We start from the raw sequence: 13,777 nt of genomic DNA on the forward strand, positions 1-13,777 counted from the left end.
CACCTCGCTGCGCTCGGCGCCGGCATGAGAGCCCAGGCACGCTGCGCTGATGATTCGTTCGCTGCGCTCACTCATAGCGGATCCTCGGGTCGAGTACGGCGTACAGGACGTCCACCACCAGGTTCGAGACCAGGTAGACCACGACGAGCACGCTGACGATGCCCACCACCAGGGGGCCGTCCTCGGTGCGGATGCCGCGGAAGAGGTTGAAGCCCACGCCGGGGATGTTGAAGACGCCCTCGGTGATGATCGCGCCGCTCATCAGGTTGCCCAGTTCCACACCGAGGAAGGTGACCACCGGGATCAGCGAGTTGCGCAGCACGTGGACGACGACGATGCGCCGCTTGACCAGGCCCTTGGACCGGGCGGTCCGGACGTAGTCCGCGCGCAGGTTCTCCGCCACCGAGGCCCGGGTGAGCCGTAGGGCGGTCGCCAGCGACAGCGAGCCGAGCACGATGCCCGGCAGCAGGAGCGCGTAGAAACTCGGGTCGGAGCCGGCGGTGGGCGGGAAGAGCTGCCACTTGACGCCCAGGAAGTACTGCGCCAGCGGCGCCAGCACGATGGTCGGGATGCCCAGCACCAGCAGGGTCAGCACCAGCGTCGAGTTGTCGAAGATGCTGGCCCGGCGGATGCCGGCGAGCACCCCGGCGGTGACGCCGAAGATGATCGCCACGGCGAGCGCGATGAGCGCGAGGCGCACGGTGACCGGCCAGGCCTGCTGGAGGATGTCACCGATGCTCCGACCGGTGAGCGACTCGCCCAGGTTGCCCTGGAGCAGGTCCTTCACGTAGTCGAAGTAGCGGTAGAAGAAGCCGCCGACGCCCGTCTGATCCAGGTTGTACTTCTCGGTCAGGTAGGCCCGTTGGGCTGGCGTCACCGGCCGCTCGCCGGCGAGCGCCTGGATCGGGTCGCCCTGTCCGGCGAATGTCAGCGCGTAGACGATCAGGGTGGTCCCGAAGAACGCCAGGACCATCTGCAGTAGGCGCCGCAGGATGTAGCGGAACATGCTTAGCAGTCTCTCCGGAAATGTGCGAAAGGGTCGCAGGACGGCATCTCTGGTCGTACCCGAAATATCCGAGACGTGCCGTCCGGCCCGGGGGAGCCGGCACCACCGACGCCGGGTCCGCTGCTGCGGCCCGGCCCCGGTGGTGCGGTCCGGGCCACCCGGGCTTCGTCGCCCGGGTGGCCCGCACCATGGTCAGCTCAGCTGGCTGCTTCGATCTTGACGAGGTTGACCCGCTGGAACAGGTCCATCTCCACGTTCTTGACCTTGGACGAGTGGCCGAACACGTTCTCGCCGAAGCGGAGCGGGATCACCGGCATGTCCTTGGCCAGGATGTCCTCCGCCTGCTGGTACTTGGCGATCGCCTCGTCCTGCGTCTTGGCGGCGGAACCCTCCTTGACCAGCTTGTCGAACTCCGGGTTGCTGTAGCCGTAGTAGTTCGACGAGCCGTTCGTGCTGTACAGCGGGCCGAGGTAGTCCTCCATGGTCGGGTAGTCCATGACCCAACCCATCCGGAACGCACCCACCGGCGTCTTCTTCTCGACCTTGGTCAGCAGGTCGGCGAACTTCGGCTCGACCGAGCCGACCGCGTCCACGCCCAGGTTGGTCTTGAGCTGGTTGACAGTGGCGTCGACCCAGTCCTTGTGCCCGCCATCGCCGTTGTACGAGATGACGATCTTCGACGGACCGCCGGCGGCCTGGTAGAGCTTCTTGGCCTCGGTCGGGTTGAACTCGGCGGCCTTGCCCGCGGTGTCCTCCCGGTAGCCCGGCAGGACCGGCGCGACGAAGGAGCGCGCCGACGTCTGCGAACCCTTGAAGACCGACTTGGTGATCTCGTCACGGTCGATCGCCATCGAGATGGCCTTGCGCACGTCCGGGCTGCTGTAGTCCTTGTCGAACGTCGGGAACGCGAGGAACTGGAACGACGACATCGGGCTGGTCTTGTACCGGTCACCCAGGTCGCTCGGCGCGGTGCTCAGGCTCTCGGTCGGGATCGTGGGCAGCACGTCCAGGTTGTCCGCCAGGACGTCCGCGTAGGCAGCGGTGAGCTGCTGGTAGATCCGGAACTCGATGTTCTTGACCTTGGGCTTCTCGCCCGGGTACGCGTCGTAGCGCTCGACGTCGATCTTGCTGTCGTGCTGCCAGGTGCCCTTCATCTTGAAGGGGCCCTGCCCGATCGGCGCCTGCTCGTAGGAGTCCTTGAGCACGCCCGGAGCCGAGAACGCGGCATCCGGCATCGGGAAGAACGCGTTGTAGCCCAGCGTCGTCTTGAAGTCGATGTACGGCTCGGAGAGCGTCGCGGTGAAGGTGAGGTCGTCGACCTTCTTCAGACCGGACATCTCCTTGGCCTTCGGCGCCTTGCCCTGCAGGTCGGCGTAACCAGCGACCTTCTCGAAGAAGGGGTTGGTGTCCTGACCGTTCGGGGCGTACGCGCCGTAGTTCCAGGCGTTGATGTAGTTCTGGGACGTGACCTTCTCACCGTTGTGGAAGGTGAAGCCGTCCTTGATCTTGATCGTCCAGACCTTGTTGTCGGACGAGGTGATCGACTGAGCGGCGACCTCGTACGGCTTGTTCTGGGCGTCGTAGTCGACGAGCGGGCTGAACAGGCCGGCGATCACCTGCGACCCGGACGTCTCGGTGGTGTTTGTGGGAACCAGGTGCTTCGGCTCGGCGATCTGAATGCTGACCACCGAACTGTCGCTGCCACCGGATCCACCGTCTCCGCCGCTGCCGCAGGCCGCGAGGCCCAGCGTCACCGCGAGCGGGAGGGCGGTCCAGGCGGCGAGTCTACGAACTCGCATTGAGCCTCCTCATCTCCTCACGCTGCGCAGTCAGGCCCGACGCTGGGTTACGCTGCGCAACAAGCGGTAACGGTAGGTCGGCGACTGGCCTTCGACAACGACCCGGTTGCGGGTGGGTAACGGTCCGGGGGTGCCTCCCTTGTCGGGGGCGAAAGAATCTGCTAATCCAAACCGGATCTATCGACGTTGACCTGCGGAAATCGCGCCGGTTCACGACCCGTATGGCGCCGCCCGGCCGCTGCGGCGCCGCCTGAGCCTGGCGTCCCGTCTCGATGACGACGGTGAGGTCTGTCTGGTTCGACAGTGATCGAATCCACAGATTGTCACCGAAAGTGACTAGCAACACCTCACACACGGTTACTCCCGGGGCGGTCACCCCATCGTGGCCGGGTCGGCCCGATGGCCCCTCACACGCGGTGGGCGGCGGACGGCCCGAGCTGGGTCGTCTGATCCGCAGGCGGTGGTCGTGAGACGATCTGGTCGTGACGGCGACGCTTCTGGACGGCAAGGCAACCGCAGCGGAGATCAAGGACGAGCTGCGCATCCGGGTGAAGGCACTCGCGGAACGCGGGATCATCCCCGGGCTCGGCACGGTCCTCGTCGGGGCGGACCCGGGCAGCCAGGCGTACGTCAACGGCAAGCACCGCGACTGCGCCGAGGTGGGCATCGCCTCGATCCGCCGCGAACTGCCGGCCGACGCCACCCAACAGCAGGTCGACGACGTCCTGGCCGAGCTGAACGCCGACCCGGCTTGCCACGGCTACATCGTTCAACTGCCGCTGCCGGCCCACCTCGACACCCAGCGGGTGCTGGAGTTGATCGACCCGGACAAGGACGCCGACGGCCTGCACCCGGTCAACCTGGGTCGGCTCGTGCTCGGCTACGACGGGCCGCTGCCGTGCACGCCGCGCGGCATCGTCGAGCTGCTCCGCCGGCACGACGTGGCGCTGCGCGGGGCCACCGTCGCGGTCGTCGGTCGCGGCAACACGGTTGGCCGACCGCTCGGCCTGCTGCTCACCAGGCGCAGCGAGAACGCCACTGTCACCCTCTGCCACACCGGCACCCTCGACCTCGCCTCGCACACCCGGGCCGCCGACATCGTCATCGTCGCGGCCGGCGTACCGGGTCTGCTGACCGCCGACATGATCAACCCTGGCGCTGTGGTGGTGGACGTCGGCATCACCCGCGTGATCGGCGCGGACGGCAAGGGCCGCTACACCGGCGACGTGGACCCGGAGGTAGCCGAGACGGCCGGCGCGCTGGTCCCCATGCCCGGCGGCGTGGGCCCGATGACCCGGGCCATGCTGCTCACCAACGTCGTCGAGCGCGCCGAGCGCGGCTGACCCGCGCCTCGGCCGCGCCGAACCAGGACGGCGGTGACGTTCGCCCCATCCCGGCGATGGCCGCCGCCCCTGGCCTGATCGGTGCCAGGATGACTGATACGGTCCGGAAAACCGACTGGTATCAGGGAGTGGGACGACCATGGGTAAGAAGGTCACTGTCGTCGGGGCTGGCTTCTACGGCTCCACCACCGCACAGCGCCTGGCCGAGTACGACGTCTTCGACACCGTAGTGATCACCGACATCGTGGAGGGCAAGCCCGCGGGCCTCGCGCTCGACCTCAACCAGTCCCGGGCCATCGAGGGCTTCGAGACCAAGGTGGTCGGCGTGACCACCGGCCCCAACGGTGAGGGCTACGAGAGCATCGAGGGCTCCGACGTCGTCGTGATCACCGCTGGTCTGCCGCGCAAGCCCGGCATGAGCCGGATGGACCTTCTGGAGACCAACGCCAAGATCGTCCGCCAGGTCGCCGAGAACGTCGCCAAGTACGCCCCGAACGCCGTCGTCATCGTGGTCTCCAACCCGCTGGACGAGATGACCGCGCTGGCCCAGCTCGCCACCCAGTTCCCGAAGAACCGGGTGCTCGGCCAGGCCGGCATGCTCGACACCGCCCGGTTCAGCAACTTCGTCGCCGAGGCGCTGAACGTGCCGGTGGCCTCGGTACGCACGCTGACCCTGGGCTCGCACGGCGACACCATGGTGCCGGTGCCGTCGAAGAGCACCGTCAACGGCAAGCCGCTGCGCGACGCCATGCCGGCCGAGCAGATCGAGGAGCTGGTCGTCAAGACCCGCAACGGTGGCGCCGAGGTGGTCGCGCTGCTCAAGACCGGGTCGGCCTACTACGCCCCGTCCGCCGCCGCGGCCCGGATGGCGAAGGCCGTCGCTGAGGACTCCGGCGAGGTCATGCCGGTCTGCGCCTGGGTCGACGGCGAGTACGGCATCTCCGGTGTCTACCTGGGGGTCGAGGCCGAGATCGGCGCCGAGGGCGTCAAGCGGGTCGTCGAGACCGACCTGGACGCCGACGAGCGGGCCAGCCTCCTGGAGGCCGCCGAGGCCGTCCGCGCCAAGCAGGGCGACATCTCCAGCATGTAGTTCCCCCGAACCACAGCACCACCGAAGGGCGCGCCGGCTTCGCCGGGGCGCCCTTCGCCGTCCAGCCCCACCCCGCCCCACCCGGCCGGGCCTGACCACCCCACCCGGCCCCACCCACCCACCCCCACCCACCCGCCCCGCCCCCGCCCTGGTTGATCAAGAGGTTTACGTCAGGAATCGCGGTTGTGGTGACGCAAACCTCTTGATCAACCAGGTGAGGGCTCCGGAGGCAGCGCTTTTGCTGATGTGGCGCGGATCTTCGGTCGAGATCGCGCTCGATCCTGGTTGTAGTGGTCTTCTGGGCTGGGGTTGCCCCTACATCCAGGATCGAGCGGGATCTTGACTGGCCGACTGGTGATCAACCGGGCTGGGGTGGGGTGTGAAGGGGGTGCCGAGGTGAGGGGTGGCCAGGATGGTGGGGGAGTGGGCGCGCAGGGCGTTCAGCCGGGAGGCGCGGGCGAGGTCCGGGTCCTCCTCGTGGGCGTACGCCAGGTCGGGGTCGACGAGTTGCACCATGTGCACCAGCAGGTCCCCGGTGAGCAGCATCCGCTCGTCGGCCGACGTCAGGAGCACCGACTGGTGACCGGGGGTGTGGCCCGGGGTGGGCAGCAGACGTAGCGCTGGGGTGAGGGCGGTCTCGCCGTCGACCACCCGGAGCTGGCCGGCGGCGCGCAAGGGTGCGACGAGCCCGGCCGGCAGCCCGGGGTTGAGCGTCTCCGCCGCGTCGATTTCGGCGCGTTGCACCAGGTAGCTCGCGTTCGGGAAGTACGGCCGCCCCGGCGTGCCGGTGACCGCCCAGCCGATGTGGTCGCTGTGCAGGTGGGTCAGGACGACGGTGTCGACATCGGCGGGGTCGATGCCCGCGGCGGTCAACTCGGCGGGCATCCGCCCTGGCACGGGCGCCCAGCTCGCGGCGGGTGCGTCGACTGGGCCGATTCCGGCGTCGACCAGCGTGACCGGCCCGTCGCCGGCGCGGATCGCGAAGCTGCGGAACGGCAGCCACCACTGCCCGTCGGCGGTCACGGAGCCGGGGTCGCGCCGGTCGGCCTCCGCCCAGTGCGCCGCTGTGGCCTGCGCAAACGCGTCCGCCCGGGGCTGGAAGAAGGCACCCTCACCGTCGGTGAGTGCGGTGACCGTGATAGACCCGAGGGTGCGGTTCAGTGGCATCGGACGATGATTCCAGGGCATTCCTGTTCCGCGCAGCCCGGTTCCGCCGGCCGGTCGAGGCCGGCTGGGGGCTGCCGGCCCAATTGCAGTACGCTCGTACTGCTTGAGCACGTGTCCCCCGAGAGGAGCGCCGGCCGATGGCGAAGATCAAGGTAAACAACCCGGTCGTAGAACTCGACGGCGACGAGATGACCCGGATCATCTGGAAGCAGATCCGGGAGCAGCTGATCCTGCCCTACCTCGACGTCGACCTGCACTACTACGACCTGTCGATCCAGCACCGTGACGAGACCGACGACCAGGTCACGATCGACGCCGCCAACGCCATCAAGGAGCACGGCGTCGGCGTCAAGTGCGCGACCATCACCCCGGACGAGGCCCGGGTCGAGGAGTTCGGCCTGAAGAAGATGTGGCGGTCGCCAAACGGCACCATCCGCAACATCCTCGGCGGTGTCGTCTTCCGCGAGCCGATCATCATGTCCAACGTGCCGCGGCTGGTCCCCGGCTGGACCAAGCCGATCATCATCGGCCGGCACGCCCACGGTGACCAGTACAAGGCCACCGACTTCGTCGTCCCCGGCCCGGGCACGGTGACCATCACCTACACCCCGGCCGACGGCGGCGCGCCGATGGAGATGGAGGTCGCCAACTTCCCCGGCGGCGGCATCGCCATGGGCATGTACAACTACGACGAGTCGATCCGGGACTTCGCCCGGGCGTCGTTCCGGTACGGACTGGACCGCAACTACCCGGTCTACCTGTCCACCAAGAACACCATCCTCAAGGCGTACGACGGCCGGTTCAAGGACATCTTCGCCGAGGTGTTCGAGACCGAGTTCAAGGCCGAGTTCGCCGCTGCCGGCATCACCTACGAGCATCGGCTCATCGACGACATGGTCGCCGCCGCGCTCAAGTGGGAGGGCGGCTACGTCTGGGCCTGCAAGAACTACGACGGTGACGTGCAGTCCGACACCGTCGCGCAGGGCTTCGGCTCGCTGGGTCTGATGACCTCCGTCCTGCTCTCCCCGGACGGCCGGACCGTCGAGGCCGAGGCCGCGCATGGCACCGTCACCCGGCACTACCGGCAGTACCAGAAGGGCGAGAAGACCTCGACCAACCCGATCGCGTCGATCTACGCCTGGACCCGGGGCCTGGCCCACCGGGGCAAGCTGGACGGCACCCCGGCGGTCACCGAGTTCGCCAACACCCTGGAGCAGGTCATCGTCGACACCGTCGAGGGTGGCCAGATGACCAAGGACCTCGCGCTGCTCATCTCGCGCGACGCCCCGTGGCTGACCACCGACGAGTTCATGAACGCGCTCGACGAGAACCTGGCCCGCAAGATCGCCGCCTGATTCAGGCGTACCGCGTCATCGAAGCCCGCCGGCATTCCTGCCGGCGGGCTTCGGCGTGTCCGGCGCCGCCGCGCCGATCGGCGTCACTGCGACCGGCGCGCCTCGTTGACCAGGATGGACGAGATGCCAGTCGCGTCCAGGAAGGTTGACCACGGTCGACCCGCGGCACCCGTGCGCCGATCAGCCAGCCTTCCCGGCTGTGCCGCGCACAGCCAGCCGTCCCTTCCCTGCGGGGGGCCCTGTCCCGGGCCCCCCGCGCCCTGTTTCCCACCAAGCTCAGGCCGCGCCAAGCTCAGGGCACGCGCACAGCAGGGCTGATGCCGTCTTGGCAGCGCGCGACGCCGCCATGACCCGTGTCCCCCGCGGCGGCCGAGCGGGGATTGGCCTCGACCGCCGAGACCGTTCCCCGAGGCCAGGTTTGGTGGCAGAGCACGACGGTGCCGGCCGGCGGACACTCCAGAGAGCGTGATGTCTGTGAGTCATCGTGATGACTCTCAGACATCACGCTTCCTGCCGTGTGGGGTGCGAGGTCGGGCCGCGCTCACGGCCGTGCGGAACGCCCGCGAGCCCGAACGCCCGCGAGCCCGAACGCCCGCGAGCCCGAACGCCCGCAAGCCCGGAGCCCGGAGCGGGCCGAGGTTGGCGGCCGGGGGCGTTCAGGCGGCGCGCAGCAGGTCGGCGGCGCGTTCCGGGGCGATGTCGTTGATGAAGACGCCCATCCCGGACTCGGAGCCCGCCAGGTACTTCAGCTTGTCAGCGGCCCGCCGGATGCTGAACAGCTGTAGGTGCAGGTGGCCCAGCTCGCGGTCGATCCGCACGGGAGCCTGGTGCCAGGCCGAGATGTACGGCATCGGCATGTCGAACAGGCCGTCGAAGCGGCGCAGGAGATCCAGGTAGAGCGGCCCGAAGGCGTCCCGCTCGCTGTCGCTGAGCGCCGGGATGTCCGGCACCACGCGGTGCGGCGCGACGTGCACCTCGAACGGCCAGCGGGCGGCCGCCGGGACGAACGCCGTCCAGTGCTCGTTCTCCGTGACCACCCGGTCGCCGGTGGCGCGCTCGGCGGCCAGCACGTCCGCGTACAGGTTGCCCCCGCCGGTCCGCTCGGCGTGCCGGCGTGCCGCGGCCAGCAGCGCGCGGGTGCGCGGCGTCACGAAGGGGTACGCGTAGATCTGGCCGTGCGGATGGTGCAGCGTGACACCGATTTCCACGCCCCGGTTCTCGAAGCAGAAGATCTGCTCGACGCCGGGCAGCGCGCCGAGCACCTCGGTGCGGTCGGCGAGGGCATCCAGCACGGTGCGGACCCGGCGCGGGGGCAGGCTGGCGAAGGAGGCGTTGTGGTCCGACGTGAAGCAGACCACCTCGCAGCGGCCGAGGCCCGGCCGGACCGGTGTGAACGGGGTGATTTCCCCGGGCTCCTCGGCCACCCGACCGCTCAGCGACGGGAACCGATTCTCGAAGACCACCACGTCGTAGTCGGGTGCGGGAATCTCGGTCAGCCGGTCGCCCACCGACGGGTCGAGAGGGCACTCGTTCGCTGGCGGGAGGAAGGTGCGGGTCTGCCGGTGTACGGCGACCGCCACCCACTCGTCGGTCAACGGGTCGTAGCGCAGCTGCGACGCGGGAGGAGGGGGCGGCAGGTCCCGGCGGTCCGGCTGGTCGCGAACCGCGTCGTCGCGCTCGTCGAAGTAGATCAGCTCCCGGCCGTCGGCCAGGTCGATCGCGGTGCGCTTCACGGCGCCGTCCCCTCGGTTGTCGGCGTGCGCGTCGCGCGGCCCGCCCCTGTCGCCTTGACCATGATCAGTTCGCCCACGTGTTCGCCGAGTACCCGTCGTGCGGGTGGAGGCAACCGGTCGTCGCTGACCAGTACGTGGGCCGCCGTCAACCCGACGATCGAGGAGATGCCGACAGTGCCCCACTTGGTGTGGTCGGCGAGGACCACCAGCTGGTCCGCCGCCGCCACGAGGGCCCGATCGGTCTCCGCCTCCATCAGGTTCGGGGTGGTGAAGCCGGCCCGTTCGGTGATCCCGTGTACGCCCAGGAAGAGCAGATCCAGGTGCAGTGACCGGACGGCCCCGACCGCGAGTGGGCCGACCAGCGCGTCCGACGGTGTGCGTACGCCGCCGGTGAGCACCACCGTCTGGTCCGGGCGGCCGCCGGCGTGCATGATCTCGGCCACCGGCAGCGAGTTGGTGACGACTGTCAGCTCGGGCACGTCCACCAGCCGGCGGGCCAGCTCGGCGGTGGTGGTGCCGGCGGAGAGAGCGACCGCCGCTCCCGGCCGGACCAGCTGGGCCGCCCGGTCGGCGATGGCGGCCTTCTCCGGCAGTTGGCGGACCGACTTGGCGCGGAAGCCCGGCTCGTCGGTCGAGCTTGGCCCGGTCGTGGTCGCGCCGCCGTGCACCTTGGCCAGCAGGCCGCGCTCGTGCAGCGCATCGAGGTCACGCCGGATGGTCATGTCGGAAACGCCGAACTCGCCTGCCAACTCGCTGACCCGGACGCCGCCGGTCGAGCGGACCCGCTCCAGGATGGCCGCCTGCCGCTGCTGAGCGAGCATCCGCCGTGCCTCCCCGGACGTCCACGTACCCTCACGCGGTCAAACGTGTTCCAACAAAGATGAACACTAGCGCGTGCCGCTCAGCGGTGGAAGGAACGGGGTACGGCGACGTCTCAGGCGGTGGCGATCTTCAGCTCCACCCAGCCGGTCTCGGTCAGATGGTGCAGCACGGCCTGCACCGCGTCCGCCACACTCAGGTCGGTGGTGTCGAGCACCAGATCGGCGTCGGTCGGCTCCTCGTACGGGTCGTCGATGCCGGTCATCCCGGTGAGCAGGCCGGCGCGCGCCCGCGCGTACAGGCCCTTGCGATCCCGCTGCTCGCACACCTCCAGCGGGGTGGCCACGTGCACCAGCACGAAACCCGATCCGGCGGCGAGGGCCATCTCCCGGGCGGTGGCCCGAGCCGCCGCGTACGGGGCGATCGGACAGCAGATGCCCATCCCACGGTGCCGGGCGATCTCGGCGGCCACCCAGCCGATCCGCCGGACGTTGAGATCCCTGTCGGTCTTGCTGAAGCCCAGCCCGGCGGAGAGTTCCCGACGCACCACGTCCCCGTCGAGCAGGGTCACCGTGCGGTCGCCACTCTCCCGCAACGCGTCCGCCAGCCCTCGGGCGATCGTCGACTTGCCGGAGCCGGAGAGGCCGGTCAGGAAGACCACCAGCCCTCGCTGCCGACGCGGCGGCCGGGCCCGGGCCAACTCCCGCGCCACAGCGGGCGGGGTGTGCCACTCCGGCAGCGGGAAGCCCCGGTCGAGCAGATCGTCGATCTCCGGCTGGGTCAGCGCGAGCCGGCGGTTGCGCGGAGGGATGTCCTCCCGCCAACGCCACTGCCCGTCCCGGTTGTCGTAGGCGAGTTCGCGCGGCACCAGCACACGCAGCCCGGCGCCGGAGAGCATCTCGCCGGTGGAGAGCAGGTGGGTGACCCCGTACGCGGCCGAGACCCGGGCGCGCAGCAACGCGTCGCTGATCTCCTCGCGTCGGTGCGACAGCGGCACCGCGACCAGGGTGGCGGGTGGCATCCGGTCCCGCGCGGCGAAGATCGTACGGACCAGCGCCTCCGGCGGGAGCCCGTCTGCGCCGCCCTCGCCGACCGGGATCATCACGAGTAGATGGGCGGCGAGGGTGCGGGCGGCGTGAGCGATCTGGGCGAGCTGTGGACGATGCAGCGGCCGATCGGCGATCACCCCGAGCACCCGGCCCGGAGGCAGCAGCGCACGGACCTCCTCCGGGTTACGCCGCAGTCGCTGGAACGGACCGTGCCCACCGTCGCCCAGCCGTCGAACCTGGCCGCCCACTCCCGCCACACCCTCGCGGACCGGCCAGACGTCGGCCACGTCCAGGGCGGCCGCCGGGGCGCCCTCCCCGTCGGTCAGCACGAGCGCCCGGCGGGCCGGGTCGCGCGGATCGAAGCTCTGCGCCAGGGCGGCCGGCACCTGGAGAACGACAGCGACCTGCCACGGTGTGCCGTCGGCCAGCCGAGCGCGTCGGCTGACCGACACCAGGTCGGCGCGGGTCATGAAACCGGTCAGAGGGGCGTACGCGCCGGTCAGCAGCAGCTCCAGATCCGCGAGCTCACCGGGACGTGGCGTGTACGCCGGTGCGTCCCGTAGCACCTCGTCGGGCAGCACCCAGCCGTTGCTCATCCACACCCCCCACTCGCTGACCGGCACACAGTTTCGCAGCCGACCGCCGATCGGTCGAGGGCGCCACTCCAAGACCCCAGCGGGCGGATCAGCGCTTGATCCGTCGGCCTACCGCCGACCGCACCCGGTTCCACACCTTCCGCTCGTCGCGGATCCGGGGTCGCGAGCCGTCGGCCCGGCAGATGAACACCAGCGGCAGTCGTGCGTCCTCGGTCCAGCCCACGTTGCTGATCCGGGCCTTGAGCTGCCAGCTGCCCCTGGTCCGGCCGCCGTTGAGGGCGGCGAAGTCGATAGTGGCGGTGGCCCGGTGCACCAGGTGGACGGTGTCCGCTCCGGTCCCACCGGTGATCCGCTCGGTCTGGAAGGTGTTCGGAAGAAAGATCTCGGCGCCGGTCTCCCTGTGGCGGGCCACCAGGTCCAGGCGGGCCTTGCGCACCTGCGCGGTGGCGTCAAGCACCTCGGCGGCGATCTCGTCCATCGGGAGCACCAGCACGTCGCGACCATCGTCGGCGCGGAAGCCGACCGGCTGGTTCTCCGAGCGCAGCTCGGCGGCGAGGGTCACCGTGACGGCGTGGTCCGCGTGCTGGAGTTCGTCGATCGTGCCGTGCGCGGCGATGCCCGCCTCCCAGTGGGCCAGCTTGCGCAGGTCCGCGACGCGGCCCCGCTCCGCCAGGTAAGCCACGGCCCGCAGCAGGGTCGGCAACCCGGCGGCGACGCCAGGGGCGAAGCGGTCCTGAATGATCTTCTGGATCTCCAGCGCGACCTCCTCCAGCCACGCCTCGGGGGCCTCCAGCAGCCGCTTGCCGCGCAGTCGGCTGAGCATCTCGTTGCGCAGCCAGCGTCGGTGCAACCGGTCCCGCAGCGGACCGGGCTCGGTGTGCGCGTCGACGATGTCCAACGCGTCCCGCACGGCGCGGTAGTAGCTCGACGGCTCCAGCGGGCTCGCGGTGACGTTGCGCGCGTCGGTCCTCTGGACGTGGTGGTAGCAGATGTAGTCGGACAGCACCGATGTGTGTCGGGACAGGAAGTAGGCCCGCGCGACCATCGCGTGGTCCTCCAGCCGACGCTTGCCGCCCTCCGGAAACCGCAGACCGTGTTCGTTGAGGAACGCGCGCCGGAACAGCTTGTGACAGGTCAGGCTGTCGATCAGTGGCGCGTTCGCCAGGGTGGCGTTGAAGCGGTTCTTGCGGAACAGTTCCCGCGGCACGGGGCGTCCGTACCCGGCCATCTTCCCCACCACGATGTCGGCGTCGTTCGCCGTCGCGCAGGCGTAGAGCCGCTCCAGTGCCTCGTCGGCGAACCAGTCGTCGTCGTCGGCGAAGAAGACGTACTCGCCGCGGGCGTGGTCGATGCCGAGGTTGCGCGGACGCGACGGCCAGCCGGAGTTCTCGATGTGCAGCACCCTGATGTGTGGGTGCTCGGCGGCCAGCCGGTCCAGGCGCTTCGCGGTGTCGTCGGTCGAGCCGTCGTCGACGAAGATGGCTTCGAACTCGTCGGCGGGCAGTGACTGGCGCAGCAGCGAGGCAGCGAGCTTCTCGATGTGTCGGCCGGAGTTGTACGCCGGCACCACGACGCTCACCTTGGGGACGCCCACCTCGGCCATCAGGATCCCTCCCGCGTCGTCGGTCGATCACCGGGCCTGTCGCTGCCTGGTGAACGGGAGGTGAATGGTGTCACCTTGGACGGGTCTTTTCCAAGGCGGGGTCGGGCCGAACGCGGGACCGGCGCAAACGTCGCGGGAGCCTCAGCCGGGGACCTTAGGGGTCCGGCCGGGAAAGGATCAGGGGAGTGCCGGGGGCGTGCCGGTGTCCCTGCTGGGC

The 13,777-nt window shown here is 69.8% G+C and carries 10 protein-coding genes; 3 read left to right on the forward strand and 7 right to left on the reverse strand.

What is annotated here, in order from left to right:
* Window positions 1–67: 67 nt before the first annotated feature.
* Together OG992_RS25215 and OG992_RS25220 are read right to left on the reverse strand one after the other, a co-directional pair.
* Window positions 68–1,006 carry an ABC transporter permease gene (locus tag OG992_RS25215; protein WP_238687748.1) on the reverse strand — a complete coding sequence of 313 codons (939 nt, stop codon included), beginning with the start codon at window positions 1,004–1,006 and terminating at the stop codon, window positions 68–70.
* Window positions 1,007–1,203: 197 nt separating this feature from the next.
* Window positions 1,204–2,805, reverse strand: a complete 1,602-nt coding sequence (locus tag OG992_RS25220) for an ABC transporter substrate-binding protein (protein WP_238687747.1) — start codon at window positions 2,803–2,805, stop codon at window positions 1,204–1,206.
* Between the two features lie 482 nt (window positions 2,806–3,287).
* On the opposite strand from OG992_RS25220, the gene OG992_RS25225 reads away from it, so the two are divergent.
* Complete coding sequence (locus OG992_RS25225; protein ID WP_238644677.1) at window positions 3,288–4,148, forward strand: bifunctional methylenetetrahydrofolate dehydrogenase/methenyltetrahydrofolate cyclohydrolase; 861 nt, start codon at window positions 3,288–3,290, stop codon at window positions 4,146–4,148.
* A 139-nt stretch (window positions 4,149–4,287) separates the two neighbouring features.
* Window positions 4,288–5,238, forward strand: a complete 951-nt coding sequence (locus OG992_RS25230) for a malate dehydrogenase (protein ID WP_112583765.1) — start codon at window positions 4,288–4,290, stop codon at window positions 5,236–5,238.
* A 315-nt stretch (window positions 5,239–5,553) separates the two neighbouring features.
* Here OG992_RS25230 and OG992_RS25235 read toward each other — a convergent pair whose 3' ends face one another.
* Window positions 5,554–6,405: an MBL fold metallo-hydrolase gene (locus OG992_RS25235; RefSeq protein WP_266304445.1), complete on the reverse strand. Its 852-nt coding sequence runs from the start codon at window positions 6,403–6,405 to the stop codon at window positions 5,554–5,556.
* Between the two features lie 137 nt (window positions 6,406–6,542).
* Here OG992_RS25235 and OG992_RS25240 point away from each other — a divergent pair, with 137 nt between their 5' ends.
* Window positions 6,543–7,760 (forward strand): NADP-dependent isocitrate dehydrogenase, encoded by a 1,218-nt coding sequence (locus OG992_RS25240; protein ID WP_124773753.1) that lies wholly within the window; start codon window positions 6,543–6,545, stop codon window positions 7,758–7,760.
* A gap of 656 nt (window positions 7,761–8,416) precedes the next feature.
* Here OG992_RS25240 and galT read toward each other — a convergent pair.
* The 4 genes from galT to OG992_RS25260 form a co-directional block, all read right to left on the reverse strand.
* Window positions 8,417–9,493: a galactose-1-phosphate uridylyltransferase gene (gene galT, locus OG992_RS25245; protein ID WP_266304446.1), complete on the reverse strand. Its 1,077-nt coding sequence runs from the start codon at window positions 9,491–9,493 to the stop codon at window positions 8,417–8,419.
* Window positions 9,490–10,314 (reverse strand): DeoR/GlpR family DNA-binding transcription regulator, encoded by an 825-nt coding sequence (locus OG992_RS25250; protein ID WP_266304447.1) that lies wholly within the window; start codon window positions 10,312–10,314, stop codon window positions 9,490–9,492. The genes galT and OG992_RS25250 overlap by 4 nt, the downstream gene beginning before the upstream one ends.
* Before the next feature lie 113 nt (window positions 10,315–10,427).
* The gene (gene cysC / locus OG992_RS25255) at window positions 10,428–11,957 is read right to left on the reverse strand and encodes an adenylyl-sulfate kinase (RefSeq protein WP_238687742.1); all 1,530 of its coding nucleotides are present in this window, start codon (window positions 11,955–11,957) and stop codon (window positions 10,428–10,430) included.
* Window positions 11,958–12,045: 88 nt separating this feature from the next.
* The gene (locus OG992_RS25260) at window positions 12,046–13,560 is read right to left on the reverse strand and encodes a glycosyltransferase family 2 protein (protein WP_266304448.1); all 1,515 of its coding nucleotides are present in this window, start codon (window positions 13,558–13,560) and stop codon (window positions 12,046–12,048) included.
* Window positions 13,561–13,777: the final 217 nt, after the last annotated feature.

The sequence above is a fragment of the Micromonospora sp. NBC_00362 genome, from assembly GCF_026342155.1.
GTDB lineage: Bacteria > Actinomycetota > Actinomycetes > Mycobacteriales > Micromonosporaceae > Micromonospora > Micromonospora hortensis.

What these genes read in the sequence shown, in the direction of transcription:
- OG992_RS25215 (WP_238687748.1), bottom strand. Translation starts at nt 1,006, where the DNA reads ATGTTCCGCTACATCCTGCGGCGCCTACTGCAGATGGTCCTGGCGTTC.
- OG992_RS25220 (WP_238687747.1), bottom strand. Translation starts at nt 2,805, where the DNA reads ATGCGAGTTCGTAGACTCGCCGCCTGGACCGCCCTCCCGCTCGCGGTG.
- OG992_RS25230 (WP_112583765.1), top strand. Translation starts at nt 4,288, where the DNA reads ATGGGTAAGAAGGTCACTGTCGTCGGGGCTGGCTTCTACGGCTCCACC.
- OG992_RS25235 (WP_266304445.1), bottom strand. Translation starts at nt 6,405, where the DNA reads ATGCCACTGAACCGCACCCTCGGGTCTATCACGGTCACCGCACTCACC.
- OG992_RS25240 (WP_124773753.1), top strand. Translation starts at nt 6,543, where the DNA reads ATGGCGAAGATCAAGGTAAACAACCCGGTCGTAGAACTCGACGGCGAC.
- OG992_RS25250 (WP_266304447.1), bottom strand. Translation starts at nt 10,314, where the DNA reads ATGCTCGCTCAGCAGCGGCAGGCGGCCATCCTGGAGCGGGTCCGCTCG.
- cysC (WP_238687742.1), bottom strand. Translation starts at nt 11,957, where the DNA reads ATGAGCAACGGCTGGGTGCTGCCCGACGAGGTGCTACGGGACGCACCG.
- OG992_RS25260 (WP_266304448.1), bottom strand. Translation starts at nt 13,560, where the DNA reads ATGGCCGAGGTGGGCGTCCCCAAGGTGAGCGTCGTGGTGCCGGCGTAC.